The sequence below is a fragment of the Maribacter aquivivus genome (assembly GCF_900142175.1).
In the GTDB taxonomy this organism is placed as follows: domain Bacteria; phylum Bacteroidota; class Bacteroidia; order Flavobacteriales; family Flavobacteriaceae; genus Maribacter; species Maribacter aquivivus.
Genome location: NZ_FQZX01000001.1, coordinates 1,100,415 through 1,124,991, shown reverse-complemented (window position 1 = coordinate 1,124,991; position 24,577 = coordinate 1,100,415). Strand labels below are relative to the sequence as shown.

Here is a 24,577-nt window from a genome sequence, read left to right as displayed (position 1 = left end):
TTTCAACGATAATCATCTCACCTTACGTAATTAATAAAGGAGCAAACAGAAAAATATCTTGTTTACTCCTTAAATTCTAACTGATAAAATATTAAAGTTCTCTAACCCAAATATTTCTAAAGCTAACACGACTATCGTCGCCGTGATCTTGCAACATTAATGGTCCTTTACCATGAGCTGGGTTTTTAGGCCAGCCTATATAAGGGGTCGTACCTTTAAGCTCCACATGATCTTGAACCAAAATTCCGTTATGGATTACAGTAATATCACCTGATTTTATTTTTCCGCCATCAACATTAAATACTGGCGCATGGTAAATAATATCATATGTATTCCAATCACCCGTTGGTACAGAAGCCATAGCTAAAGGCACATGCTGTTTGTAAATAGATCCAACTTGACCATTTACATACGTTGGATTATCATTTTGATCCAAAATTTGAACTTCATATATTCCATTTAGAAATACACCGCTATTTGCTCTATTCTGATTATCTCTCTGCACTGGCAGTGGAGATTTCCATTCAATATGCAACTGAACGTCACCAAAATTCTGCTTGGTCTGTATGTTTCCGGTTTTGTCATTTACCGTCATACTCCCATCTTTATTCAAATGCCATTTGGCAGCTGTACTATCATTTGTACTGATCCAATTCTCTAAGCCCGCACCATTAAAAAGTACAATGGCATCACTTGGGGCAGAATTAGTAGTTGCAGGTTTAACAACAGCAACTTTAGGCTCATAAAACTCAGTACCCTCAGGGGTAGTTGGTTCTTCGCCCATGTATTCTTCATAAACGATTACACTATCTTTCACCGCTTTAATGCGACTATCAGCATCTACCGTTACTTTTTCTTGACAAGATATTACTCCCAAAGAAGCAGCTAACAGTACTAATGAGTATCTATTTTTCATACCTGAATGCAATTAAAGTTGTTTAATTTTTATGTTTCTAAAAGCGACTATGTTACTGTGGTCTTGTAATCCGATTTTACCTGTAGTATATTTTCCGAATCCGTCCCAACCAGCAAATTTAGATTTTGCAACCATAGCATCCCATTCTTCGTTAGCTACAGGGAAAGTTACCATTACAGTACCGTTTAAAGTAACACTACCTATATGTGCATTGTGATCTACAGTAATTACCATAGTGTTCCACTCCCCAACAGGATTAGTAACATCTGTAGCTGGTGAAACCATATCATACAAAGCACCAGCTTGATGCGTTGTACCTGCTTTAGCATCTGGGTGTTTTTCATTATCTAAAATTTGAATCTCTGGACCAGTTTGATAGCCTGTTCCAAATTTTTCATCTTCACTTACACCCCAAAACACACCACTGTTACCAGCTTCAGATATTTTCCAATCTAAGCTCAATACAAAATTGGTATATTCTTGTCTTGTTACAAGGTCATGGTTTGTAGACTCTTCACCTTCAACAGGAGGCGTATAAACTAAAGCGTCACCTTCAATCTTCCAAGCATCACTTACTCCGTCAGTTTTAAACTCTTTCCATTGATCTAATGATGAACCATCGAATAAGACTTCCCAATCATTTTCAACAACCGCTACTTCTTCAACAACGGCGGTTTGCGTTGTTTCTTTTTTCTCTTGTTTACATGCAACGAATACCAATAAACAAGCTACACTAGCTATAACTTTCTTCATTTGTGCTCTATTTTAAAGTCCTAACATTTTCTTCAACATATCCTTGTCAATTTCAGCACCTGCAAAATCATCAAAAGTCTTTTCAGTCGCTTCAATAATATGGTCAGAAATGAATTTTGCTCCTTCGCGAGCACCTTGCTCCGGACTCTTAATACAACATTCCCATTCCATAACCGCCCAAACATCGCAACCGTATTGTGTTAGTTTAGAAAATATGGTTTTGAAATCTATTTGACCATCACCTAATGAACGGTATCTACCGGCTCTATCGCCCCAATCATTATAACCACCAAAAGCACCTTTTTTACCTGTAGGATTAAACTCAGAATCCTTCACGTGAAAAGATTTTATAAACTCATGATAATGATCTATGTACGTGATATAGTCTAACTGTTGCAATACAAAATGGCTTGGATCATAAAGTATATTTACTCTTTTATGATTACCAGTAGCTTCTAGAAAACGCTCAAAAGTATCTCCATCATGTAAATCTTCACCAGGGTGAATTTCATAACATACATCAACACCTTCTTTATCAAAATGATTTAAAATCGGTGTCCATCTCTTTGCTAATTCTTCAAAACCCATTTCCACTAAACCAGCTGGTCTTTGTGGCCAAGGGTGCATAGTGTGCCATAATAATGAACCAGAAAAAGTTGCGTGTGCATTTAACCCTAATCTTCTACTAGCAGTTGCTGCTTTCTTTACAGTTTCTATTGCCCATTCTGTTCTTGCTTTTGGATTTCCATGAACATTTTTAGGAGCAAAAGAATCGAACATTAAATCATATGCTGGGTTTACAGCAACCAATTGCCCTTGTAGGTGAGTAGAAAGTTCCGTAATTTCTAGTCCGTAAGAGTTTACTTTGGCTTTTAGCTCGTCGCAGTATGTCTGACTTTCAGCTGCTTTATCCAAATCAATTAAAAAAGTTTCCCACGTCGGAATTTGAATTCCTTTATATCCTAGATCAGCAGCCCATTTACACATTCCGTCCAAGGAATTAAATGGAGCTTTACTGTCTACAAACTGTGCCAAGAATACGGCTGGTCCTTTGATTGTTTTCATAAAAATATACTATCTGTTGTTGTTTGAATTTGTTGTTGAATTTGAGCTGTCACATCTCTCAAAAAATCTTATATTTAAGAATTGTATCAGGTTCTTCTCAATACTTTGGAGATTTGCTATAAATATAGGGATTACCATCAGAAAAAGATAAAATTTCAAGCATGAATCAAGATGAAATATTCGACGCAATTGTTGTTGGAACAGGAATAAGTGGTGGCTGGGCTGCTAAGGAATTAACAGAGAACGGCTTAAAAACACTTGTTTTGGAACGCGGTCCAATGGTAAAGCATGTAGTAGATTATCCTACGATGAACGATGACCCATGGGATTATCCTTTAAAAGGTAAATTATCTAAGGAGGATGAGAAAAAATATCACGTACAAAAACGTGTAAACTGGGCTCCGACAGAGGATTCAAAGCACTTTTTTGTGAACGATCTTGACCACCCATATGTAGAAACAAAACGTTTTGATTGGATACGTGGATATCAAGTTGGTGGTAGATCACTTACTTGGGGACGACAAAGTTACCGCTGGAGCGATATTGATTTTGAAGCGAATAAAAAAGATGGGGTTGGTGTAGACTGGCCTGTTAGATATAAAGATATTTCACCTTGGTACGATAAAGTTGAAAAATATATTGGGGTAAGTGGCGAAAAATTAGGTTTAGAAGTATTGCCTGATGGCATATTTCAACCCGCTATGAAATTGAATTGTGTTGAGGAGGATTTTAAAAAAACAACTGCCAATAAGTTTGATGATGGTAGATTGGTAACTATTGGTAGAACAGCACACATTACAGACCCTAATGCAACTTTTGAAGGTCGCGGTACATGCCAAAATAGAGACCGTTGCTGGCGAGGATGCCCATTTGGCGGTTATTTCAGCAGTAACTCATCTACCTTACCGGCTGCTGAACGTACCGGCAATATGACTTTAAGACCAAATTCGATTGTACATGAAATCATCTATGATGATACCACAAAAAAAGCAACAGGTGTAAGAATTATTGATGCTGAAACCAATGAGAAAATAGAATTTAAGGCAAAGGTGATTTTTTTATGCGCATCGGCCATGGCATCAGTGGGTATTTTATTACAATCTAAATCTGAGCGTTTCCCTAACGGATTGGGTAATGATTCTGATGCATTAGGAAGAGGTATTATGGACCACCATTACAAACTTGGAGCAACTGCTAAAGTTGATGGTTACTTAGACAAGTATTATAAAGGCAGACGTGCAAACGGATTCTATATACCTCGTTTTGTAAACTTGAACAAGAAAACAAAACGTGAAGGATATTTACGTGGCTTCGGTTACCAAGGTACTGCAAGTAGAGGAGATTGGTCTAAGGAAATTGGTGAACTAGGTTACGGAAAAGAGCTAAAAGAATCTGTACTAAAACCAGGTAGCTGGACGATAGGTGTAACGGGGTTTGGCGAGTTCTTACCATATGACGATAACCGAGTTACTCTTAGCCCTACCGAAAAAGACAAATGGGGTTTACCGCAATTGGCTTTTGATGTTGAATTTAAAGAGAACGAGTATAAAATGCGCGAAGACATCAAAAAAGAAATTGTAACAATGTTCAAAGAAGCCGGCTTTAAAGATGTTTCTTCTTATGATGAACCTAGCGGACCAGGCTTAGGTATTCATGAAATGGGCGGTGCAAGAATGGGGCACAGTGCAAAGACTTCAATTATAAATAAAAATAATCAAGTACATTTAGTACCGAATGTGTATGTGACAGATGGTGCGTTTATGTCATCATCTAGCTGTGTAAATCCGTCATTAACCTATATGGCTTTTACGGCAAGAGCAGCAAATCATGCAGCCGAACAATTAAAAGCAGGTAAATTTGCTTGACATTAAAATTAATTACCAACTATAACGTTTATTAAATCCTATAGCTTAAAGAAAATAACAACTTATGGAAAATGCTTCAGCCAGAAATATGTGGGGTGATTATTTAAAAAATCATCTCGAAGATGTCTTTCACGAGACACCTAAAACGATCTATTTTGGCGACAATGAACAAGATGCCAATGAAAACGCTAGATTAATACAGAGCGGAGCTAAAAAGGCAATTTCACATTCTTTACTAGGTTTACAAAACCGTAATGAACCTTTACCCAAAATAGGAGATTATATTGTAGTCACAAATTGGAGTGGTGAAGCACAATGTATTGTTGCTACCACCGCCGTTTCTATTAAACCGTATTTTAGTATTGATTCGACTTATGCTCAATTAGAAGCAAATGGAGACAAATCATTAGACAGTTGGAAAAAGTATCATTGGGATTTTTTTACTAGAGAATTACAAGAATTCAAAAGAGAACCAAGAGAAAGTATGATTGTCGTGTGCCAACATTTTAAAGTGGTAAATTCTTAATTATCATTTAAAGTTTATAAAACAAAAAGAGCCGCAAATTGCGGCTCTTTTTTATACTTAATACTTACTTTAGTTTTCTAAAGCTACCCAAGTATTTCCGCTTTTATGAGAATCTACGGTTGCTTCAATAAAATTCATACCACGAACACCATCTGTCATAGTTGGGAATTCACCATCGTTATACTCTTGACCTCTAATTGCTTTTGCCACACCTTTATAAATGTTAGCCATAGAATCAAAAATACCTTCTGGGTGACCAGCTGGCAATTTGGTTCCGTCTAAAGACAGCTCTGAATTATAAGCATGACCTGGCTTATATATTTGCGTTGGCTCAGTATCACTTAATTTATATAAAAAGTTAGGGCGTTCTTGCTCCCAACGAAAAGCACCTTTCTCTCCGTAGATTGAAATGGCAAGTCCGTTTTCTTCACCAGTAGCTACTTGGCTACCTCTAATTACTCCTTTAACATGATCTCCCATACGTATAAGAACGGTACCATCAACATCCATCTGGTTATCTTCATAAAGATAATTAAAGTCGCACAGTAGTTCATTAATCTTAAGACCTGTAGTATACTCTACAAGATTAAAGGCATGAACACCTATATCTCCCATACATGAGCTTATACCAGCTTTCTTAGGGTCTAATCTCCAAACAGAAGATCTTTTCTCTTTATCATGAATAATAGTATTGATCCAACCTTGATAGTAAACTGCATCAACTTTATGAATTTTACCTAAAGCTCCAGATTTGATCATTTCGCGCATTTGGCGTACCATTGGGTAACCTGTATAAGTATGCGTTAAAGCGAAAACAGTACCCGCTTTTTCATGAGATTTCTGCAAATCTTTTGCTTCATCTAAAGTAGTGGTCATCGGTTTTTCACAAATAACGTGGAAACCATTATCCAACAACTTTTTAGCCATTGGGTAATGCAAAAAATTAGGTGTTAGTACAGAACATACTTGAATACGTTCATCTTCTGGTAGTTTTAATTCTTCTTCTATTAAAGTATCAAAATCCTTATAAATTCTATTTAAAGGCACATCTATCTCCTTGGCAAAAGCCATGCTAGCATCAAAATCAGGATTAAAAACAGCTCCCGTAATTTGATAATTATCATTGATAAAAGAGGCTACTCTATGTAACACACCTATCAGCGAATCTCCTCCTCCACCTAGTATTCCTAATCGTATTTTCTTTGGCATTTTTGTTGTTGTTTTTGTTGTTGTTTTTATTGAAAATAGTATTGTTTAAAATCCCTTCAGATTTACATTGTTGTTCCAATTCGAAAACTGCTTACCGAATTGAGGCATTAAAAATAACTGCACCACTGGGTAAGAAACAATTTTCAGGCGTTTAAATTAAAGAATTTATCTAAGACTGATATTCTATTTTCTCGGTTTTAAAGAAAATGGCGAACAAAATAAATACAGCCAATGCAAAACCAGCCGGATACATCCAAATGGTTTCCCAAATGTGCTTACCGTCTTCTAATAGATAAGCTGTTGATATTTTTCCAGCGACCCAAAACCCTATTAACATACCCACACCATAGGTTGCTAAAGTTATAAGACCTTGTGCTGAGCTTTTGAACTTTTCACCTGCTTTACTATCGGTATAGATTTGCCCTGATACAAAGAAAAAATCATAACATATTCCATGTAGCGCAATACCTACTATCAACATGAAACCAAGTTCTTCAACATCCCCAAACGCAAATAATAAATAACGCACTACCCAAGCTACCATAGCCACTAAAATAGTTTTCTTAAATCCGAACTTAGTAAAGAAATAGGGCAACAATAACATAAAGGCAATTTCAGATATTTGACCCAATGTCATTTTACCCGTAGGGTTATCCATGCCAATTTCTACTAGAAAAGGATTTGCATTTTGATAATAGAAGGCCAAAGGAATACATATTAATACCGAAGAAACAAAGAATATTAAAAAATTCTTATCCTTAAATAAACTCAAAGAATCTAAACCTAAAATTTCTTTCAATCCTAGTTTTTCTGAACTAGCTGCTTTAGGTGGTGTTTTAGGTAAAGTAAAACTGAATACTCCTAAAACTAATGAAGCAATTGCAGTCATTAAAAAAGTATTTTTCAATAAACCCTGCCCAATATTTTCACCTTGATCCCAGCTAAAAACGTAGCTGATAGAGAGTCCGGCAATAATCCAACCTGCAGTTCCAAATACCCTAACCATAGAAAACTCCTTGGCCGGATTTTTCATTTGATTAAAAGAAACCGAATTAACCAATGCTAAGGTTGGCATATATAAAATCATATATGCTAATACCAAAATATAGAAATCATCGAAGACACTACTTTGGTACATAAAATACATAAGAACTGCGCCTAGAAGATGTAAAATCCCTAAGATTTTCTCAGCATTAAAATATCTGTCGGCTATAATCCCAATAACAAAGGGAGCAATGATAGCTCCCCATGATTGTGTTGAAAATGCCAATGCTATTTCACCGTCTGTTGCTTTTAAATTATTTCCTAAAAATGTACCTAGAGTTACGAACCATGCACCCCAAATAAAAAATTCTAAAAACATCATGAAGCAAAGCTGCGCTCTGACTTTATTTTTCATTTATCTTTTGTAATAAACATAATCTGAGCTTATAGGTTTTTCATCATTATTTCTAAAATCTACAGCAATTTGCCCTCTATGACTTGTAGAATGATTGATGATATGAAAAAGAATATCCTGCAAGGTATTGGTAAACAATCGCCCTTCGGTATTCTCATAATCTATACGCTTATCAAAATTATCTGCATTAGTGACTATCTCGAACGAACTACGTTGATTTTCATAATGAATATCTGCCCAGTTTTTTACATCATGTTCTTGCCAAACTTCGTATTCACTAGGTTTATTTAAAACTCTCGCGTTCCAAAGATGATGCGCATTTAATATATGGCTAAATAGACGCATGGTTTCTGGCGGTACTGCATTTAGTGCCAAACACTGTTCTATAAGTTTCTTGTTGCAGTGAAAATTATAATCGAATATTTCATTAAAAAAAGTCTCCATAAATCATACTCTTGATTATTCTATTTCTTTTGCTGCTTTCAACAAAAGATCTCTAGTAGCAATTATACCTGCTTCTTCACTAATTTCAGAACCTTCGTATTCTACTCCAATAAACCCGGTATATCCTTCTTCTTTTACAATTTTTAGCATTTGTACATAGTCGATACCAGTATCATATCCGTCAGCATCAAAATTGTTAGATTTTGCACTTACTGCCTTGGCATATGGCATTAATTCTTTAACACCTTTGTATTTATCATACTCCTTTAAGCAATCCCAACTATCAGGCTTACGCTCTATACAGAAATTCCCAAAATCAGGTAAGCTTCCACAGTTATCCATATTTACAGTTTTCATCACCTGAGCATGCAACTCTCCGTTAGATGATAATCCGCCATGATTCTCTACCAATACATTAATATTCTTAGTTTTTGCATAAGTCGCTAATTTGGTAAGTCCGTCAACAGAATTCTTGATCCATTCTTCTGGCACGCTACTACCATTAAGGTTAACTCTAATAGCATGGCAACCCATAGCTGCTGCCGCATCTACCCATTTTTTATGCTTCTCTACCGTCTCGTTTCTTTCAGCTTCGTCATTAACCGCTAAATTACCTTGACCATCGATCATGATCAACACGTTCTTCATTCCGTATTTCTCAGCCTCTGCATTAGATTTTGCCACAAAATTTGCCATAGCCTCCTCAGAATAACCTGCTTCTTCTAATTCAGGATTATATAGCTGACTTACATATTCTAATCCTGTAAATCCCCAATTTTTAGCTTTTTCAGCAAAAGTATATGGATCAACACCATCTTCTCTGATCATTTTATGCATTGACCATTGTGCTAGAGATAATTTAAAAAAAGGCTCAACATTACTGTCTTTTGCTACGACTTCAGAATTTTCCACTTTTTCTTTTTTAGTTTCCTTACACGCGTAAGTTCCTAATAACGAGATTCCAATACCTACAATAGAGGCCATTCGAATAAAACTTTTTCTTTTCATTTTTGGTAGTTTGTTGTTGTTTGAAATATAACCCTAACAGTTGACGTTAAAATTATGAACTGATACATTATTCTAACTTAACGTTAGTAATAGCGAATTTCGCAAGAATAATGGACTTTAAATGTATAGAATTAATTTTATATTTAATAAATTTAGAGATTAAACAACTTTTATGAGCAAATTTTATTATAACGAAGAACAAGAGTCTTACGATGCAATTGTCGTAGGTACTGGAATAAGTGGTGGTTGGGCCGCAAAAGAACTATGCGAGGCAGGCCTTAAAACCCTAGTTTTAGAACGTGGAAGAATGGTCAAACATATTGATGACTATGAAACCGCTAATAAGAACCCTTGGGATTTCCCGAATGCGGGTGAACCGACAAAAGAAATTATAGAGCAACAACCAAAGCAAAATAGAACAGGTTACACTACAAACCAAGCAAGTAATATGTGGTTTGTAAATGACTTAAAACACCCATACAACGAAACAAAGAGATTTGATTGGATGAGAGGCTATCACCTAGGTGGTCGTTCTCTGCAATGGGGTCGTCAAAGTTATCGTTTAAGTGATATTGATTTTGGAGCAAATAAGAAAGATAACATTGCCGTAGATTGGCCTGTACGTTATAAAGATATTGCACCTTGGTACGATAAGGTTGAGGAGTATATTGGTGTAAGTGGTGAAAACTTAGGTTTAGAGCAATTACCTGATGGTAAATTTTTACCAATGATGGATCTGAATTGTGTAGAGCAAGAATTCAGAGAAAAAGTAGCTGAAAATTTTGATGGTCGTGTAGTAACTGCTGGTAGAACAGCACACATTACAGGCACCAAGCAATTTGACGGAAGAAGCAAATGTCAATTTAGAAATAGATGTATAAGAGGGTGTCCTTTTGGAGCATACTTTAGTAGTTTATCTTCTACATTACCAGCAGCAGAAGCTACAGGTAATATGACACTTAGACCAGATTCTATTGTGCATGAAGTAATTTATGACCCAAAGACAAAGAAAGCTACCGGTGTAAAGGTAATTGATGCAAATACAAAAGAAACTTTTGAATTTAAGGCGAAAGTTATATTCTTATGTGCATCTGCAATTGCATCTACATCTATATTAATGCAATCTAAATCTGAAACCTTCCCTAATGGTATGGGTAATGAATCTGATCAATTGGGCCGTAACATAATGGACCACCAACTTCAAGTAGGAGCTTCAGGTAAGTTTGACGGATTTGAAGATAAATACTATAAAGGAAGAAAACCTAGTGGAATCTACATCCCAAGATTTAGAAACTTAGGTGGTGACTCTGATAGAAAAGATTACATAAGAGGATTTGGATACCAAGGTGGTGCCTCTAGAGGTAACTGGGAAGAATCTATCGCCGAACTATCTCACGGTAAAGAATTAAAAGATGCTGTTTTAAAACCAGGCGGATGGACGTTTGGTATGATGGGCTTTGGAGAAGTACTACCATATGAAAACAACAGATTTACATTAGACTACGACAAATTAGACGATTGGGGTCTACCAACGGTTACTTTTGATGCAGAGCTTCAAGAAAACGAACTTAAAATGCGTAAAGACATTTTAGAGTCGGCTGTTGATATGTTAGAAAAAGCCGGACTTAGAGACGTAAAAGGATATGATAATGAGAGTGCTTTAGGTTTAGGTATTCATGAAATGGGAACTGCCCGTATGGGAAGAGATAGAAAAACATCTGTTCTAAATGGAAACAACCAATTACATGATGTATCTAATGTTTATGTAACAGATGGCTCGTTTATGACCTCTGCTAGTTGTGTAAACCCATCACTAACTTACATGGCCTTTACGGCTAGAGCTGCAGCCCATGCAGTTAAAGAACTTAAAAAAGGAAACATATAATGGATAGAAGACGCGTATTAAAAAATATGGGTATGTCACTTGGATATATGGTGGCCACCCCAACTTTATTATCAATTGTTCAAAGCTGTAAAAGTGAGCCTGCACTTACTTGGACACCTGAATTTTTAGCTCAAAATGAAGGGTCTGTACTTTCAAAATTGGTAAATCTTATTTTACCAAAAACAGATACTCCTTCTGCTACAGAAGTACAAGTTGATATTTTTATCGACAGGTTTGCAAAAGATGTGATGGAAAAGGAACAACAAGATTTCTTTAAAATGTCTATGAACAAATTTATTGATAAAGCCTTGGCCGATTCTGGTAAAGAAAAAGCTGAAGATTTAACTGCTGAAGATTTAGAACCAGTTTTAGCAAGCTCTTTAAAATACAACAAAGATCAACAAGCAGAAATGCTAAAAACCATTAACAGTTATACAAAAGCCATTACCGAAGGCGGTACTGCTGAGTTAGATGACGAAGTTTCAAGGTTTGCTTTTGCCAATAACTTAAGAGGTATGACTATTTGGGGCTATAAAGCTTCTGAATATGTAGGTGAAGAAGTTTTAGCTTATTTACCGGTACCTGGAGAATATGTACCTTGTGGTGACCTACAAGAGCTTACAGGCGGTAAGGCGTGGTCCTTATAACCAAATAATATTCTAATATTTAATAGCCAAGAGCATGATTTATTATCGCTCTTGGCTATTTTCATTTAAATACACTACTCATGAAAAGAAGAAGCTTCATTCAAAAATCTGCACTAACTACAGGCGCACTTTCCGTAGCAAGTACCGTATCATTTGCCAATACATTAACCAACAATAAAGCAGCGCATAAATACAATTTAAAATATGCGCCCCACTTAGGTATGTTTAAACACCTTGCCGGAGATGACCCTATTGACCAATTGAACTTTATGGCGGATCAAGGTTATACTGCTTTTGAAGATAATGAGATGCGCAAGCGCCCCATTGAGCAACAAGAAAAAATGGCGGCAACTATGAAAAAACGTGGTATTGAAATGGGAGTTTTTGTCGCCCATGAAATTCATTGGAAAACGCCGAATCTAGCATCTGGAGATTTAACTAAAAGAGAAGAGTTTCTAAATGATATAAAAAGCTCAATTGAAGTAGCCAAACGAGTAAATGCAAAATGGATGACCGTAGTACCAGGTCATGTAGACCTAAAACTAAGAATAGGCTATCAAACTGCCAATGTTGTAGAAAGCCTTAGACAAGCATCTGCCCTATTAGAACCACATAATATTACCATGGTTTTAGAGCCATTGAATTTCAGAAATCACCCTGGCCTATTTTTGACCGACGCTCCTCAAGCATTTGAAATATGTAGAGCGGTTAATTCACCTTCATGTAAAATTTTATTTGATATCTATCACCAACAAATTCAAGAAGGAAACCTAATTCCGAATATGGAAGCCTCTTGGTCTGAAATAGCTTATATCCAAATTGGTGATAATCCTGGTAGAAATGAACCAACTACTGGTGAAATCAATTACCATAATGTGTTTAAATGGATACACGAACAAGGCTTTACCGGAGTTCTAGGGATGGAACACGGAAACTCAAGGGATGGAAAAGAAGGTGAACTGGCCGTTATAGAAGCTTATAAGAAAGTAGACAATTTTCTTTAAGTTTAAAATCAACATTAAACACAATCATAAGAGAACAAGAAATGCATTTCATCGAATAGTTATCACTTTTTCGATGAAATGCATTTTCATAATGTAAGAATTTACTTACTTATTCGTTCTTTTGTATATGTCCCAATACCTACACACATTACTCGTCTATGCCGGTTTGCTTTTGGCATCAAAAATATCCTTTTATATCTATAAAAAGATAAAGTCAAATTCATTTGAGTTATTTCAAATGAGACTACGATATAAGTGGTTCAATTTTAAAAGTACCATTAAACTAGCCTATCATAGTCTTTTTAATGATACTATTCATTTTCCATAATCCAAAAAGGATTTTGGTACGTATATAACTTACAACGTAATACTTAAGCTATGGAAAACTACATCACGTTATTAATGATATACGCTGCAGCGTTGTTATTTACGACTGTAATGAAGCCATATATCAATAAAGATAAATAAGATTCCCCTTACTTAACCTCGGCTTAGCCGTATATAAAAAAGACCCCTTAAACGGGGTCTTTTTTATTTTCTTAATCAAAAATTATAGTAAGATTCGAATATTTGGTAATCTTCATATGATTAATAACACTACAACTCTTGAAATTCTATCTCCATTTCCTTTGGTAGTATTGCCCCTATATTTGATAGTATATCCGTATGATAAAACACCTCGGATAAAATAATCTCACTTTCTATAAAACCAATAGAAAAGTACAAATATTATACACTGTAAATTAGAAAAAGTTGTAATATGAATAACCATTACTACTAAAAAATGAAGATTAAAATAGATAAGTGAATTGGCTAATAATTTAAAAAATGTACGGTCCCACTAATGCTTCTATTATGAAAAATGCCCACCAAGCCTAATAAAGGTAGTTCCCCCGAAACCTTTTCTTAGAACGTAATCATACGACGAATCGTAGTTATACTTATTTTGGCGCTCAAACATTAGATATAAGATAACATACACTACCTTATAAAGAACCGTACTAAATTTTAAAGTTTTATATCTGCATTAAAAGAACCTTGCACATTCAAAGATTCTCCATTTGCATTTTCTAATTGTACTTCTAACTTGCCATTGACATTGTTAGAAAAACTTTCGATGATAGTAACATCACCTGATCTAATAAAAAAAGGTAGCTCACTAATACCACCAAAATCGGCAAAACCGTAAACACCGTCAAACTTATTTAATAAACGATCTAAATTCTTTACTTTATATACACCTACAGGTATACCATGATTCACTTTTGTTCTGGAAGCTATAATAAACTCTAAAGTTTGTTTCTCCCCACCAATAACTGTAGTAAAACTCAACAACAAATTGTCTATTGTATTACCAAGTTTGTCTTGCTCAATTTTCTTCGAAAAGGTTGCTTTACCATTTAAATGAAAACTTAATTCACTTTCAATATTAAAACTACATGTACCTTTTTCAACTTTAACACTTTCCAAATCACCTTTAGATCCTCCTGAAAGCAAAAGAAAAGGTATTATTCCGAAAAAAAATATTTTCAAATATTTAGCTATAAACTGTATAATCTTAAACATAATTGTAAGAAATAGTTATAGTCATGGTCTGTCAATATTTCGTTTTTGAACCTCCATAACAACAGTCATGTTTTCATTTAGCCCATCTTCATCTTGCATAAATTGCGAAGCGATCATTAAGACCACAATAAATAATGCTAACATTAAACCGCACTTTTTCATGTCAATTTGATTTATAACATACTGAACTTCTTTGCTAAAGATAATTTTAAGCTAAAAAAGCGTAGGTCTATATTGTATAACCTGTCTCTTTTTATGTATAATCGGAAAACGAAATTCTAGCATAATTAACAAAAAGGGCTATTTGTAGTCTTTTTCCCTCTAAAAGCAAGGGTTTGAAATGTATTTACCCCATTACTACTTTAATATACCGATTACACTAAAATACCATCCATTGATACAAATTCGGTTATGAAAGCCCAACAAACCCGTAATTTTTCATAACTTTCTAACTTGATACTCGATCTTTTATGTTACAAGCTGTAATAGTTGATGATGAAATTAAAGCCCTGCAAAGCCTAACGTGGGAGCTTACCAATTTCAGCGATGAAATCAATGTTATCGCCTCATTTACGAATCCGAATGAAGCACTTTCATACTTAGAAAAAAATACTCCCGATTGTCTTTTTTTAGACATCGAAATGCCCACTATGGATGGCTTTCAGTTCATTAAAAAACTAACTAACAAGAATTTTCCTGTAGTAATCACCACCGCCTATAATCAATATGCCTTAAAAGCTATCAAAAGTCAGGCTTTAGACTATCTATTAAAACCAATAGATACTGATGATTTAGAAGAAACCATTATCAAGATCAAAAAATTTAATAACAAGAATTTTTCTGTTGAAAAACTAGAAATGGCACTTTTAAATTATAACTCTAGGTCCATACATAAACGTATTACATTAAATACAGACGGTAAATTATTATTTTTGGAGAGTGATGAGATTCTATATGCCGAATCTGACGGTAATTACAGCACCATATTTTTAACAGACGGTCAAAAAATAGTACTCACCAAAAAACTAAAGGAAGTAAACGAGTTGCTTCCGGCAGATTCTTTTTTTAGAATTCACAATTCGTATATCATCAATCTAAATAAAATAAAGGAATTTTTAAAGACTGATGGTTACGTGGTTTTAAAGTCTAATCATAAAATACCTGTATCAAGACAAAAAAAATCTGATTTTTTAGATATGCTGTAGCATTACAATCAAAAGTTCAATAACAAATCTTAAGCTTATATTTAAATTCTACAGTGTATAAATTCAAGTTCAAATTTCTATTTTTCCTTCTGTATACTTTAGTACCACAACAGCATAGTTATTCTCAAGATATACCCCAAAATTTAAAAGAAGTAGTAGACAGTCTATTATCTAAAACTCCGAAAGAATGTCAAGAAATACATTCAGTCTTAGCAACTTATAGCAATGACAGTACTGCGTTACGTTATATAGAAAATAGAGCTACAACTAACAAGTATCTTTTAGGTGAAGCATACGCTTTAAACCAATTAGGAAATCTCTATCGTGACTTATCAATTTACCCAAAAGCAATAGAACTTTACCAAAGTGCATTAGAAGCATCTGTTAAAGCAGATAACATAGAACTTAGGGTAAACAGTTTAAACATGCTCAGTACAGTTTACAGGCGAACTGATGCTATAAAGTCTGCGTTAGATAGCAGCCAAGAAGCATTAGAATTGGCTGAAAATGTCGCCGAACCAAATAATGGCATAAAAAGAAGTATCACAGTATCTTTAAATAGTATTGGTGGAATATATCAAATGCTAGAACAATATGATCTGGCCATTGAGAAATATGAAAGGTCGATGATCATTCAAAAAGAATTGGACGATAAACAAGGGCTTGCCACTAGCCATCAAAACTTAGGCGAGTGTTATGAATATCAAGGAGAGCTTGAACCTGCTTTAAAAAACTTTAGAAAAGCACTTGTTTACAATGAGATAATAGATTCTAATCGCGGAAAAATAATAGGTAATTATAGTATAGCCCACGTGTATGTACATATGGGTAAAATTGAAGAAGCGATTTCAATTTTAGAAAACAATCTATTAAAAGCCATTTCTATTGGAGACCAAAAAATCATAACCACTATTTATATAAACCTAGGATGGTCATTGATACGTTATGGTGATTATAACGCGGCAGAAACTAATTTAGAATCTGGTTTAAGCTTAGCAACATCTAACGAATTTAATGCAGAAATAGCCGAAGCGAATAAATTCTTATCTGAACTTTGGATTAAGCGAGATGATTACCAGAAAGGTATGAGTTATTTTAAAGAATCTAGAAAATACGAAGAACACATTACCAACTCTCTTAATCTACGGTACGTAAATGACATGATTTTACGATACGAATCTCAAAAGAGAGCCAACCAGTTAGACCGGCTAGCCAAAGAAAACGAAACAGTACGCTTAAAGCTAAAGAAAAATAGAACCATGCTGATTATCATTGGCATCTTTTTAATTCTACTTGTTGGTATTTTGTATATTCTATACCGTCAAAGTCAATTAAACGCAGAGAAAAAACTACTGACATTAGAGCAAAGCATGTTGCGTAGTCAAATGAATCCTCATTTTTTATTCAATTCACTAAACTCAATTAAATTATACATCATTAATAACGAAAAAAAGAATGCTGTACATTATCTAAATAAATTCTCCAAACTAGTACGAAAAATACTTGAAGCGTCGTCCCAACGAGAAATCTCATTGGCAGATGAACTAGAAACAGTAGCGCTGTATATGAATATTGAAAACATAAGATTTTCTAATGAAATTAACTTTAATATTCACATCAAAGACAATATAAATACTCATAATATAAAAATACCATCGCTTATACTACAACCTTTTTTAGAAAATGCCTTGTGGCATGGTTTATCTTCAAAAGATGGAGCAAAGAATATAGACTTAGAAATAAAAAAGGGTAAAAACGGTTTTATTGAAATAATCATTACCGACAATGGAGTAGGTAGAGATGCAGCAGAAAAAATAAAGGACAGTAAGGTTCTCAAAAGAAAGTCCGTAGGTATTGATATTACCAAAGAACGATTAGCAAATTTTTCACGTGATTATGAAAACTTTTTTCATGTAGATATCATTGATAAGTTTGACGATGACACCAACCCTATGGGAACACAAATAGTAATATATATACCTACTATTTAAGATGGTCTTTAGCAACTTCTTCTAATTCGTTATACCAAGGTTCACCAAATTTTCTGATTAAAGCTTCTTTAACGAACTTATAAACGGGCACTTTTAACTCATCACCCAAAGCGCATGCTGGATCACAAATTTGCCATTTATGATAGTTAACGGCAGTTAGTTCAGTATACTCACGTACTCTAATTGGGTACAAATGACAAGACACAGGTTTTTTCCATTTAATTTTGCCTTGGTTGTAAGCCTCTTCTATACCACACTTAGCAATTTTCTTATCGTCGAAAATAACGTAAGCACATTCACTTCCATTTACTAATGGAGTTTCCCATTCACCATCTTCACCCTTAACAAAAGCACCTTGTTCTTCAATAACAGCAACACCTTCGGGTCTTAAAAATGGTTTAACCTTAGCATAGATATCGACCATAATTTCAGTTTCTGAATCTTCAACTGGTGCACCAGCTTCGCCATCCACACAGCAACCACCTTTACACGCGCTAAGGTTGCAAACAAAATCGTTTTCTATAATCTCTTCAGATACTATGGTTTTCCCTAATTGAAACATGATCTAATTTAAAGGGCGCAAGATACATTTTTTAAAAAGTAATGGTCTTAGAAAATTTCAAGAATAAACATCTAAGTGCATATTTATAAACGTAAATTTGCAAAAAATTTGAAGAATGGAGTTTCATTTTGATTTAAGAGAGATTGCAACCGCAAGTATGGTACTATTTGCTGTTATTGATATTTTGGGTAGTATTCCTATTATTATTGGGCTTAGAAAAAAAGTAGGCCATATTCAGTCAGAAAAAGCATCTGTTGTTGCTGCTATTATTATGGTGGCTTTTCTGTTTCTTGGAGAAGAAATATTAAATCTTATTGGTATTGATGTAAATTCATTTGCCGTTGCCGGTGCATTCATCATTTTCTTTTTAGCTATTGAAATGATATTAGGTATTCAATTATACAAGGATGATGAACCAGAAAGTGCTTCTATTGTACCTATTGCCTTCCCATTAATTGCTGGCGCAGGTACGCTTACCTCCCTACTTTCATTAAGAGCAGAGTACTATGTAGAAAATATTATTATAGCTATTGTCGTGAACATTGTCTTCGTTTTCATTGTACTTAAATCATCTGTGAAAATCGAAAAAATGCTCGGTAAAAACGGAGTTAATGTTATTAGAAAGGTATTTGGGGTAATTCTTATGGCAATTGCTGTTAAATTATTCGCAGCTAATATTAATGAGCTTTTCTAGACCGTAAGAAGGTTGTACTTTTATAAAAACAAGTTTATGAGCAAGACGTTATCCATAATTTTTATAGTAATTGCAGTAGCGCTTATAGCCTACAATGTAACTTTAGTCAATTTTACAGACCCTTTTGAGAAAAATAGTACGATAGCATTAATTGGAATTATGGCGTCATTATGTGCCATTGTACTTCTTTTGGTATTTGTTACCAGCAGAAAGATTCAAGATAAAATAAATAAGGATTAATTATTGGCTTTAATCTCGCCAGTATCTTGTTGCTGAATTCCACCGCCATCTAATTCTAGTACCTTCTGAAGCATAAGATCTTCATCTGCTTTAATCTTGGCATGTATATTAGTGTTGAATAATTGTTCTGCGATATTAGCTTTCAAAAATCGTTTGATACTCTGCTCATAATCATAGAAGTTCATTCTAAGATTTCTATCTACGGAATACTGCACAAATCTTTCGAAAAGAATATCGTCAACTTTAAAATCGTTTACAAATTCTTCTTGGGAATATTGAGCATACCTTTCTCTATCCTCATCTAAATGTTCAAATACAAAAAAGGACAAGAAGCCTAAATTATCCATACTCTCAACAGCTTCTTCCTCATTGCTTCCGATCGGTACAAAAACATCAGGAATGATACCACCACCGCCATAAACCACTTTTCCTTTCGGGGTTATAAACTTTAACGAATCTGCCACTTTAATACTATCTACAGAAATCATTTCACCGCTATGGAATCTATCTGTAAAACGTTGGTAGTAATCTTTAGTTCCGTTGGCATAAGTTTTTTGAATACTTCTTCCAGTAGGAGTGTAATACCTAGAAACGGTAAGTCTAACTGCCGAGCCATCACCTAAGGCCATTTCTCGCTGTACCAAACCTTTACCAAAAGATCTACGACCTACAATAGTACCAACATCATTGTCTTGCAATGCACCCGCTACAATTTCACTAGCTGAGGCAGATCTTTCGTTTATTAAAACATAAATAGGTTTATCTTCAAAACTTCCTTCATCGGTTGCAAAGCTCTTATTGATTTTTCCTTTTTTATTTTTAGTGAACAATATAAGTTTACCATCTTCTAGAAACTCATCTGCCATTTCTTCTGCCATGCCTAAATAACCGCCAGGGTTATCACGCAAATCAAGCACTAGCTTTTTAGCACCACGTTTTTGTAATCGTACCAGAGCATCTTTAAACTCTTTATAAGTAGACTCTGCAAAGCGATTTACTTTTATATAACCAATATCTTTATTAAGCATATAAAAGGCATCGACACTTTTTAAAGGAACAATACCACGCACCACCTTTACATTGAACGTTCTATTTTCTGCTTTTCTAAATACGGTAAGGTTAATAGAAGTACCTTCTTTTCCTTTTAATTTCTCTACAATAACTTCACTAGGGAAGTCTTTACCATATAGCGTATCGTTATCTGCCATTATAATACGATCACCTGGTAAAATTCCTTTTACAAAACTAGGGCCGTCTTTAACAGTTTTTATAACCGCAATTGTATCGTTATAAGAGTAAAAGTTAATACCGATGCCAACAAAATCGCCCTTCATGTTCTCGGTTACACCAGACATTTCTTTTTCTGAAATGTAAACAGAATGTGGATCAAGTTTTTCAAGAATACTATTGACAGTAATATCAACAATGCTATCTGTATTAACATCATCTACATACTCATAATCAATGTAATCTATAAGTCTGTTGAGTTTGTCTTTCTTAGAATTTGTAGAAAAGAGACGTTCTGGAGAGTCATTAAAATTCAGTTTTCCGCCTATAAAAAAACCTAATGCAAGCGCAATAGCGATAATTAAAGGAAATAGAGCACTGTATTTTTTATTCATCATTAGTGTAAACGTTAGATAGTAACATTTATTTCTGGCATATGTTGTAATTCAACCCCTGCTTTTGCTAAAAATTGTAATCCCGAATCATCTTTGTATCCTACTTGATACACTACACGTTTAATGCCAGACTGATGAATTAACTTACTACATTCTCTACAAGGAGATAACGTAATGTATAAAGTAGCACCTTGGCAAGATTGGGTAGAACCAGCTACTTTTAAAATAGCATTGGCCTCGGCATGTAAAACATACCATTTCGTGTACCCCTCTTCATCTTCGCAATAATTTTCGAATCCGGTTGGTGTACCGTTGTATCCGTCAGAAATAATCATTCTATCTTTTACGATGATGGCACCTACCTGTTTACGCTTACATGAAGAAAGCATACCCCATTCTTTAGCCATTCTTAAATAGGCCCTATCATACTTTAATTGTTTTTCTTTCTTCATTTACAGCACGCTTTATATAAGCACTTAACTCTAAGGTACCTGCTTTGATCAGTACCAACAATATCTTAAGGTAAACTTTAACAATCTAAAAAGGAAATGTTTCATATAACAACGGTAGCATAACCAGAATAATGACAATGCTACCTACCATAATAAACAAGCTTTGCTTAACTTTTAAAATGCTTTGAACCATATAAGCCAAAATCAATACCAATAGAACAATAACTACTTGAGACAATTCAATTCCACCAGCGAAACCTAATAAAGGTGCTAATTTATCGTCTTCACCCATAATCATCATTTTAAAATAATTGGAGAATCCGAATCCGTGTATTAACCCGAAAAAACCGGTAGCTAAAACATGAAACCAAATAGTTCTTTCATCCATTTGAGCCTTGTTATCTACTAAATTAAAAATAGCAGTTGCGAGAATGGTAACAGGTATCAAAAACTCTATCCAACTTGCTTCTATTACCAAAATCTCGTAAACAGAGAATACTAATGCTAAGCAATGCGTAAAGGTAAAAACGGTTGCTAAAAGCAAAACATTCTTCCAGCTTTTAAACGTAAAAGGAAGCGCCAGTGCAGTTAGAAACAATATGTGATCATATGCATTTACATCCAAAACATGATGAAGACCTAATTCTATATAAAACCAAAATTCTTGCATGCTACTATATTAAAATAATTCCCATCTAATTTAACCCACGCTCTTTTTGTATGGTCTCATAAGCGGCCTGTACCTGCTTAAACTTCTCTTCAGCACCTTTTTTAATAGCTTCATCTTTCGTATTCACCCTGTCTGGATGATATTTTTTAGCCATTTCTCTATAGGCCTTCTTTACCTCAGCATCTGTTGCAGATTTCTCAATATCTAAAATTTTATAAGAATTGTTCGCCGATTTCACGAACATGGCTTTTATACTTTCAAATTCATTAAGAGAAACTCTCAGGTAACCAGCTATTTCTCTAATTTTTTGAATTTCGGGATTACTGATGCTACCATCTGCCTGAGCAATACCGAATAAAAAGTGCAATAACTGCAAACGAACTTCATAACGGGTTCGTTGTGCCAGAAACGTACAAACGTTTTGCGCAGATATTTGTCCTTTCTTATTTATTTCATTGAAACTTCTAAAAATGGCATTCGCCTTGTCTTTGCCATAGGTGCTAACAAAATACTGACGTACATAATCCATTTCTGACTGGCTCACTTGTCCGTCTGCCTTAATAACAAGTGAACATAACGACAGTAAGTTCAGCTCAAAATCTGCTGCAGTTACATTTGGTCGTGTATAATCTTCAAACACACTACGTGCACTACCTTTACTTGAACCAAAAAAGCTGTCTATAATACTACCAGCAAAAAAGCCTAAAACCGCTCCAGATAAACCTCTCAAAAAAAAGCCTACTAAAGCTCCCAACCATTTAATCATTTCGTATTCTCAATTTTGCCAAAGATAAATTATTACGAATAGAAAGTTAGACTAATGAAAAGTTAAGGTCTGAAGCACTGCTGCGACTAATTGATTATCTTTGTAATAGTTTAATTAAAATAATAACAATATGTACCCTGCAGAATTAGTAAAACCAATGAGAGATGATCTGGCCTCTGCCGGATTTGAAGAATTATATACAGCAGATGCAGTAGCAAATGCCATCAATAAAGAAGGAACAACTTTAGTAGTTGTAAATTCTGTTTGTGGTTGTGCAGCAGCAAATGCAAGACCTGCAGCTAAAATGAGCTTGCAGAACGATAAAAAACCAGATTTTGCAGTAACTGTATTTGCTGGTGTAGATAAAGAAGCTGTTGATGCGGCAAGAAACCTTATGGTTCCTTTCCCTCCTTCTTCTCCTTCTATGGCCTTATTCAAAAATGGCGAGTTGGTTCATATGATCGAACGTCACCATATTGAAGGTAGACCAGCTGAAATGATTGCTCAGAATTTAGCACAAGCTTACGACGAGTTTTGCTAGATTTTATAGCTTAAGCTATTTTCTTACAAAATAATAGGATTAAAAAACCGCTCTAATAGAGCGGTTTTTTATTTTTGTAGTATGCAGAAGTTGCTTTCTTATATTATAACCCCCTTTTTTTTCGTCGCATTTGGGCTATGCCTCCTTATTTTTCATCCCATTCAATGGATCGGGTTTAAGATATTTGGATACAACGGATTAAAACCATCTGTTAGTAAACTGAACTTTTTTTTAATGCGTAGCACCAACATTTTAGGTACAACTTACCGCTTTACAAATAACTTTGATTTACCAACAGACAGACCATTAATAATTGTAACCAATCATCAAAGTATGTACGATATACCACCGCTTATTTGGTATATGCGTAAACACCACCCAAAATTTGTTAGTAAGAAAGAATTAGGAAAAGGCATACCGAGTGTATCATTTAACCTCGTTCATGGGGGTTCTGTTTTAATTGACAGAAACGATGGAAAATCAGCGATAATGGAAATAGGCAAACTGGGTACCTATATTGAAGAACATAAAAGAAGTGCCGTTATTTTTCCGGAAGGAACAAGAAGTAGAGACGGACACCCAAAACCATTTAAACCTATGGGACTTAAAATGCTTCTTAAAAAAGCTCCGTCTGCATTGGTTGTGCCCATTAGTATCAATAATTCATGGAAATTGGTTCGCTTCGGACAATTTCCAATGGGATTAGGTGCCAAGGTTCAATTAGAGGTTCAAAAACCTTTAGAGAATACTGGCAACTTAGACGAACTGATTCAACAAATAGAAGCATCCGTAGTTAGCGGGATAAATTCTTTTAAATGACCAATTCAGAAATTGTAGAAAAAACCATAACCTTTGTCAAAGAAACTTTAAAAAATGCCGAAGGGGGACATGATTGGTTTCATATTCAACGTGTATTTAATAACAGCATGTTGATTGCTAAAGACGAAGATGATGTAAACCTGCTAGTCGTTAGTCTTGGTGCACTACTTCATGATATTGCAGATGCTAAATTTAATGATGGTAATGAAGCCTTAGGCCCAAAAATGGCAGAAGATTTTTTGTTAAGTCTAGGTGTACCAAAAAGAACAATCAATCATGTTACCAACATCATCAAATACAGCTCGTTTAAAGCCAGTTTAACCGATGGTAAGTTGAAGAAGAAACTATTTACCTCAAAAGAGCTTAAAGTGGTCCAAGATGCCGACCGTTTAGATGCCATAGGTGCTATTGGTATTGCCCGTGCATTTAATTATGGTGGCTTTAAAAATAGGGCACTTTATGACCCTAGTATATCGCCTAATTTAGAAATGAGCAAAGAAGAGTATAAAAAGTCTGAAGCACCTACTTTGAATCATTTTTATGAAAAGCTCTTATTGCTAAAAGATAAAATGAACACAGAAACAGGCAAGCGATTGGCTGAAGAAAGACACCAATATATGATTGATTTTTTAGAGCAGTTTTATCAAGAATGGAATCCTTTAAAAAATTTAAGTTAAGTTTACGGAACAATTCAACAACATCAAACCATTAAAAAAGGGTCTCAATTT

Annotated in this window: 26 protein-coding genes; 12 read left to right on the top strand and 14 right to left on the bottom strand. The window is 34.7% G+C overall.

Annotated features, from left to right (window positions below):
* Positions 1-91: 91 nt before the first annotated feature.
* The 3 genes from BUC31_RS04860 to BUC31_RS04850 are packed head-to-tail and all read right to left on the bottom strand — an operon-like array spanning position 92 to position 2,734.
* Entirely contained in the window at positions 92-916 is an 825-nt protein-coding gene (locus BUC31_RS04860) for a 3-keto-disaccharide hydrolase (RefSeq protein WP_073243765.1), read from the bottom strand.
* 12 nt (positions 917-928) lie between these two features.
* On the bottom strand, positions 929-1,669 hold the full coding sequence (locus BUC31_RS04855) for a 3-keto-disaccharide hydrolase (RefSeq protein WP_073241772.1): 741 nt from the start codon (positions 1,667-1,669) through the stop codon (positions 929-931).
* Positions 1,670-1,681: 12 nt separating this feature from the next.
* Positions 1,682-2,734, bottom strand: coding sequence for a sugar phosphate isomerase/epimerase family protein (locus BUC31_RS04850; protein ID WP_073241770.1), 1,053 nt, complete (start codon positions 2,732-2,734; stop codon positions 1,682-1,684).
* 161 nt (positions 2,735-2,895) lie between these two features.
* Between BUC31_RS04850 and BUC31_RS04845 the strand changes: the two genes are divergently transcribed.
* A complete protein-coding gene (locus BUC31_RS04845) occupies positions 2,896-4,599 on the top strand; it encodes a GMC oxidoreductase (protein WP_139251893.1) in 1,704 nt (567 codons plus the stop codon).
* A 64-nt stretch (positions 4,600-4,663) separates the two neighbouring features.
* On the top strand, positions 4,664-5,125 hold the full coding sequence (locus BUC31_RS04840; RefSeq protein ID WP_073241767.1) for an ASCH domain-containing protein: 462 nt from the start codon (positions 4,664-4,666) through the stop codon (positions 5,123-5,125).
* A 69-nt stretch (positions 5,126-5,194) separates the two neighbouring features.
* Here the strand turns inward: BUC31_RS04840 and BUC31_RS04835 are convergent, their stop codons facing one another.
* From BUC31_RS04835 to BUC31_RS04820, 4 genes are all read right to left on the bottom strand, one after another.
* Positions 5,195-6,334: a Gfo/Idh/MocA family protein gene (locus tag BUC31_RS04835; RefSeq protein ID WP_073241766.1), complete on the bottom strand. Its 1,140-nt coding sequence runs from the start codon at positions 6,332-6,334 to the stop codon at positions 5,195-5,197.
* 169 nt (positions 6,335-6,503) lie between these two features.
* Positions 6,504-7,733 carry a nucleoside permease gene (locus tag BUC31_RS04830; RefSeq protein ID WP_073241764.1) on the bottom strand — a complete coding sequence of 410 codons (1,230 nt, stop codon included), beginning with the start codon at positions 7,731-7,733 and terminating at the stop codon, positions 6,504-6,506.
* Positions 7,734-8,177, bottom strand: a complete 444-nt coding sequence (locus tag BUC31_RS04825; protein WP_073241762.1) for a DinB family protein — start codon at positions 8,175-8,177, stop codon at positions 7,734-7,736.
* Between the two features lie 15 nt (positions 8,178-8,192).
* Positions 8,193-9,185: a sugar phosphate isomerase/epimerase family protein gene (locus BUC31_RS04820; protein ID WP_073241760.1), complete on the bottom strand. Its 993-nt coding sequence runs from the start codon at positions 9,183-9,185 to the stop codon at positions 8,193-8,195.
* A gap of 172 nt (positions 9,186-9,357) precedes the next feature.
* Here BUC31_RS04820 and BUC31_RS04815 point away from each other — a divergent pair, with 172 nt between their 5' ends.
* The 3 genes from BUC31_RS04815 to BUC31_RS04805 all read left to right on the top strand — a co-directional run bounded on the left by BUC31_RS04815 (position 9,358) and on the right by BUC31_RS04805 (position 12,721).
* Positions 9,358-11,070: a GMC oxidoreductase gene (locus BUC31_RS04815; RefSeq protein ID WP_073241759.1), complete on the top strand. Its 1,713-nt coding sequence runs from the start codon at positions 9,358-9,360 to the stop codon at positions 11,068-11,070.
* Positions 11,070-11,717, top strand: coding sequence for a gluconate 2-dehydrogenase subunit 3 family protein (locus BUC31_RS04810; RefSeq protein ID WP_073241757.1), 648 nt, complete (start codon positions 11,070-11,072; stop codon positions 11,715-11,717). Before BUC31_RS04815 ends, BUC31_RS04810 begins: the two co-directional genes overlap by 1 nt.
* 80 nt (positions 11,718-11,797) lie before the next feature.
* Entirely contained in the window at positions 11,798-12,721 is a 924-nt protein-coding gene (locus BUC31_RS04805; RefSeq protein WP_073241756.1) for a hydroxypyruvate isomerase family protein, read from the top strand.
* 1,008 nt (positions 12,722-13,729) lie between these two features.
* On the opposite strand, the gene BUC31_RS04800 is transcribed toward BUC31_RS04805, so the two are convergent.
* Positions 13,730-14,254, bottom strand: coding sequence for a hypothetical protein (locus BUC31_RS04800; protein ID WP_139251892.1), 525 nt, complete (start codon positions 14,252-14,254; stop codon positions 13,730-13,732).
* A gap of 54 nt (positions 14,255-14,308) precedes the next feature.
* Positions 14,309-14,449, bottom strand: a complete 141-nt coding sequence (locus BUC31_RS20280; protein WP_170861928.1) for a hypothetical protein — start codon at positions 14,447-14,449, stop codon at positions 14,309-14,311.
* A gap of 308 nt (positions 14,450-14,757) precedes the next feature.
* Between BUC31_RS20280 and BUC31_RS04795 the strand changes: the two genes are divergently transcribed.
* Positions 14,758-15,492, top strand: a complete 735-nt coding sequence (locus tag BUC31_RS04795) for a LytR/AlgR family response regulator transcription factor (RefSeq protein WP_073241752.1) — start codon at positions 14,758-14,760, stop codon at positions 15,490-15,492.
* Between the two features lie 53 nt (positions 15,493-15,545).
* Complete coding sequence (locus BUC31_RS04790) at positions 15,546-17,483, top strand: tetratricopeptide repeat protein (protein ID WP_244534005.1); 1,938 nt, start codon at positions 15,546-15,548, stop codon at positions 17,481-17,483.
* On the opposite strand, the gene BUC31_RS04785 is transcribed toward BUC31_RS04790, so the two are convergent.
* Entirely contained in the window at positions 17,476-18,045 is a 570-nt protein-coding gene (locus tag BUC31_RS04785) for a DUF3109 family protein (protein ID WP_073241750.1), read from the bottom strand. The genes BUC31_RS04790 and BUC31_RS04785 overlap by 8 nt on opposite strands.
* Positions 18,046-18,160: 115 nt before the next feature.
* Here BUC31_RS04785 and BUC31_RS04780 point away from each other — a divergent pair, with 115 nt between their 5' ends.
* Entirely contained in the window at positions 18,161-18,739 is a 579-nt protein-coding gene (locus tag BUC31_RS04780) for a MarC family protein (protein ID WP_073241748.1), read from the top strand.
* Between the two features lie 36 nt (positions 18,740-18,775).
* Entirely contained in the window at positions 18,776-18,979 is a 204-nt protein-coding gene (locus tag BUC31_RS04775; protein WP_073241746.1) for a hypothetical protein, read from the top strand.
* On the opposite strand, the gene BUC31_RS04770 is transcribed toward BUC31_RS04775, so the two are convergent.
* The 4 genes from BUC31_RS04770 to BUC31_RS04755 form a co-directional block, all read right to left on the bottom strand.
* Entirely contained in the window at positions 18,976-20,601 is a 1,626-nt protein-coding gene (locus BUC31_RS04770; protein ID WP_073241745.1) for a S41 family peptidase, read from the bottom strand. The genes BUC31_RS04775 and BUC31_RS04770 overlap by 4 nt on opposite strands.
* Positions 20,602-20,615: 14 nt before the next feature.
* A complete protein-coding gene (locus BUC31_RS04765; protein WP_073241743.1) occupies positions 20,616-21,053 on the bottom strand; it encodes a deoxycytidylate deaminase in 438 nt (145 codons plus the stop codon).
* A gap of 85 nt (positions 21,054-21,138) precedes the next feature.
* Positions 21,139-21,723, bottom strand: coding sequence for a HupE/UreJ family protein (locus BUC31_RS04760; protein WP_073241741.1), 585 nt, complete (start codon positions 21,721-21,723; stop codon positions 21,139-21,141).
* A 25-nt stretch (positions 21,724-21,748) separates the two neighbouring features.
* The gene (locus tag BUC31_RS04755; protein ID WP_073241739.1) at positions 21,749-22,489 is read right to left on the bottom strand and encodes a TerB family tellurite resistance protein; all 741 of its coding nucleotides are present in this window, start codon (positions 22,487-22,489) and stop codon (positions 21,749-21,751) included.
* Positions 22,490-22,619: 130 nt separating this feature from the next.
* On the opposite strand from BUC31_RS04755, the gene BUC31_RS04750 reads away from it, so the two are divergent.
* The 3 genes from BUC31_RS04750 (at position 22,620) to BUC31_RS04740 (ending at position 24,526) form a co-directional block, all read left to right on the top strand.
* Positions 22,620-23,030, top strand: coding sequence for a BrxA/BrxB family bacilliredoxin (locus BUC31_RS04750; protein WP_027065332.1), 411 nt, complete (start codon positions 22,620-22,622; stop codon positions 23,028-23,030).
* A gap of 234 nt (positions 23,031-23,264) precedes the next feature.
* Positions 23,265-23,849: a lysophospholipid acyltransferase family protein gene (locus BUC31_RS04745; RefSeq protein ID WP_317614940.1), complete on the top strand. Its 585-nt coding sequence runs from the start codon at positions 23,265-23,267 to the stop codon at positions 23,847-23,849.
* Positions 23,846-24,526 (top strand): HD domain-containing protein, encoded by a 681-nt coding sequence (locus tag BUC31_RS04740; protein ID WP_073241736.1) that lies wholly within the window; start codon positions 23,846-23,848, stop codon positions 24,524-24,526. Before BUC31_RS04745 ends, BUC31_RS04740 begins: the two co-directional genes overlap by 4 nt.
* The last annotated feature ends 51 nt before the right edge of the window (positions 24,527-24,577 follow it).

What these genes read in the sequence shown, in the direction of transcription:
- BUC31_RS04835 (WP_073241766.1), bottom strand. Translation starts at nt 6,334, where the DNA reads ATGCCAAAGAAAATACGATTAGGAATACTAGGTGGAGGAGGAGATTCG.
- BUC31_RS04770 (WP_073241745.1), bottom strand. Translation starts at nt 20,601, where the DNA reads ATGAATAAAAAATACAGTGCTCTATTTCCTTTAATTATCGCTATTGCG.
- BUC31_RS04830 (WP_073241764.1), bottom strand. Translation starts at nt 7,733, where the DNA reads ATGAAAAATAAAGTCAGAGCGCAGCTTTGCTTCATGATGTTTTTAGAA.
- BUC31_RS04810 (WP_073241757.1), top strand. Translation starts at nt 11,070, where the DNA reads ATGGATAGAAGACGCGTATTAAAAAATATGGGTATGTCACTTGGATAT.
- BUC31_RS04775 (WP_073241746.1), top strand. Translation starts at nt 18,776, where the DNA reads ATGAGCAAGACGTTATCCATAATTTTTATAGTAATTGCAGTAGCGCTT.
- BUC31_RS04760 (WP_073241741.1), bottom strand. Translation starts at nt 21,723, where the DNA reads ATGCAAGAATTTTGGTTTTATATAGAATTAGGTCTTCATCATGTTTTG.
- BUC31_RS04745 (WP_317614940.1), top strand. Translation starts at nt 23,265, where the DNA reads ATGCGTAGCACCAACATTTTAGGTACAACTTACCGCTTTACAAATAAC.
- BUC31_RS04795 (WP_073241752.1), top strand. Translation starts at nt 14,758, where the DNA reads ATGTTACAAGCTGTAATAGTTGATGATGAAATTAAAGCCCTGCAAAGC.
- BUC31_RS04815 (WP_073241759.1), top strand. Translation starts at nt 9,358, where the DNA reads ATGAGCAAATTTTATTATAACGAAGAACAAGAGTCTTACGATGCAATT.
- BUC31_RS04750 (WP_027065332.1), top strand. Translation starts at nt 22,620, where the DNA reads ATGTACCCTGCAGAATTAGTAAAACCAATGAGAGATGATCTGGCCTCT.
- BUC31_RS04755 (WP_073241739.1), bottom strand. Translation starts at nt 22,489, where the DNA reads ATGATTAAATGGTTGGGAGCTTTAGTAGGCTTTTTTTTGAGAGGTTTA.
- BUC31_RS04820 (WP_073241760.1), bottom strand. Translation starts at nt 9,185, where the DNA reads ATGAAAAGAAAAAGTTTTATTCGAATGGCCTCTATTGTAGGTATTGGA.
- BUC31_RS20280 (WP_170861928.1), bottom strand. Translation starts at nt 14,449, where the DNA reads ATGAAAAAGTGCGGTTTAATGTTAGCATTATTTATTGTGGTCTTAATG.
- BUC31_RS04860 (WP_073243765.1), bottom strand. Translation starts at nt 916, where the DNA reads ATGAAAAATAGATACTCATTAGTACTGTTAGCTGCTTCTTTGGGAGTA.
- BUC31_RS04855 (WP_073241772.1), bottom strand. Translation starts at nt 1,669, where the DNA reads ATGAAGAAAGTTATAGCTAGTGTAGCTTGTTTATTGGTATTCGTTGCA.
- BUC31_RS04825 (WP_073241762.1), bottom strand. Translation starts at nt 8,177, where the DNA reads ATGGAGACTTTTTTTAATGAAATATTCGATTATAATTTTCACTGCAAC.
- BUC31_RS04850 (WP_073241770.1), bottom strand. Translation starts at nt 2,734, where the DNA reads ATGAAAACAATCAAAGGACCAGCCGTATTCTTGGCACAGTTTGTAGAC.
- BUC31_RS04805 (WP_073241756.1), top strand. Translation starts at nt 11,798, where the DNA reads ATGAAAAGAAGAAGCTTCATTCAAAAATCTGCACTAACTACAGGCGCA.
- BUC31_RS04845 (WP_139251893.1), top strand. Translation starts at nt 2,896, where the DNA reads ATGAATCAAGATGAAATATTCGACGCAATTGTTGTTGGAACAGGAATA.
- BUC31_RS04740 (WP_073241736.1), top strand. Translation starts at nt 23,846, where the DNA reads ATGACCAATTCAGAAATTGTAGAAAAAACCATAACCTTTGTCAAAGAA.
- BUC31_RS04785 (WP_073241750.1), bottom strand. Translation starts at nt 18,045, where the DNA reads ATGTTTCAATTAGGGAAAACCATAGTATCTGAAGAGATTATAGAAAAC.
- BUC31_RS04780 (WP_073241748.1), top strand. Translation starts at nt 18,161, where the DNA reads ATGGAGTTTCATTTTGATTTAAGAGAGATTGCAACCGCAAGTATGGTA.
- BUC31_RS04765 (WP_073241743.1), bottom strand. Translation starts at nt 21,053, where the DNA reads ATGAAGAAAGAAAAACAATTAAAGTATGATAGGGCCTATTTAAGAATG.
- BUC31_RS04840 (WP_073241767.1), top strand. Translation starts at nt 4,664, where the DNA reads ATGGAAAATGCTTCAGCCAGAAATATGTGGGGTGATTATTTAAAAAAT.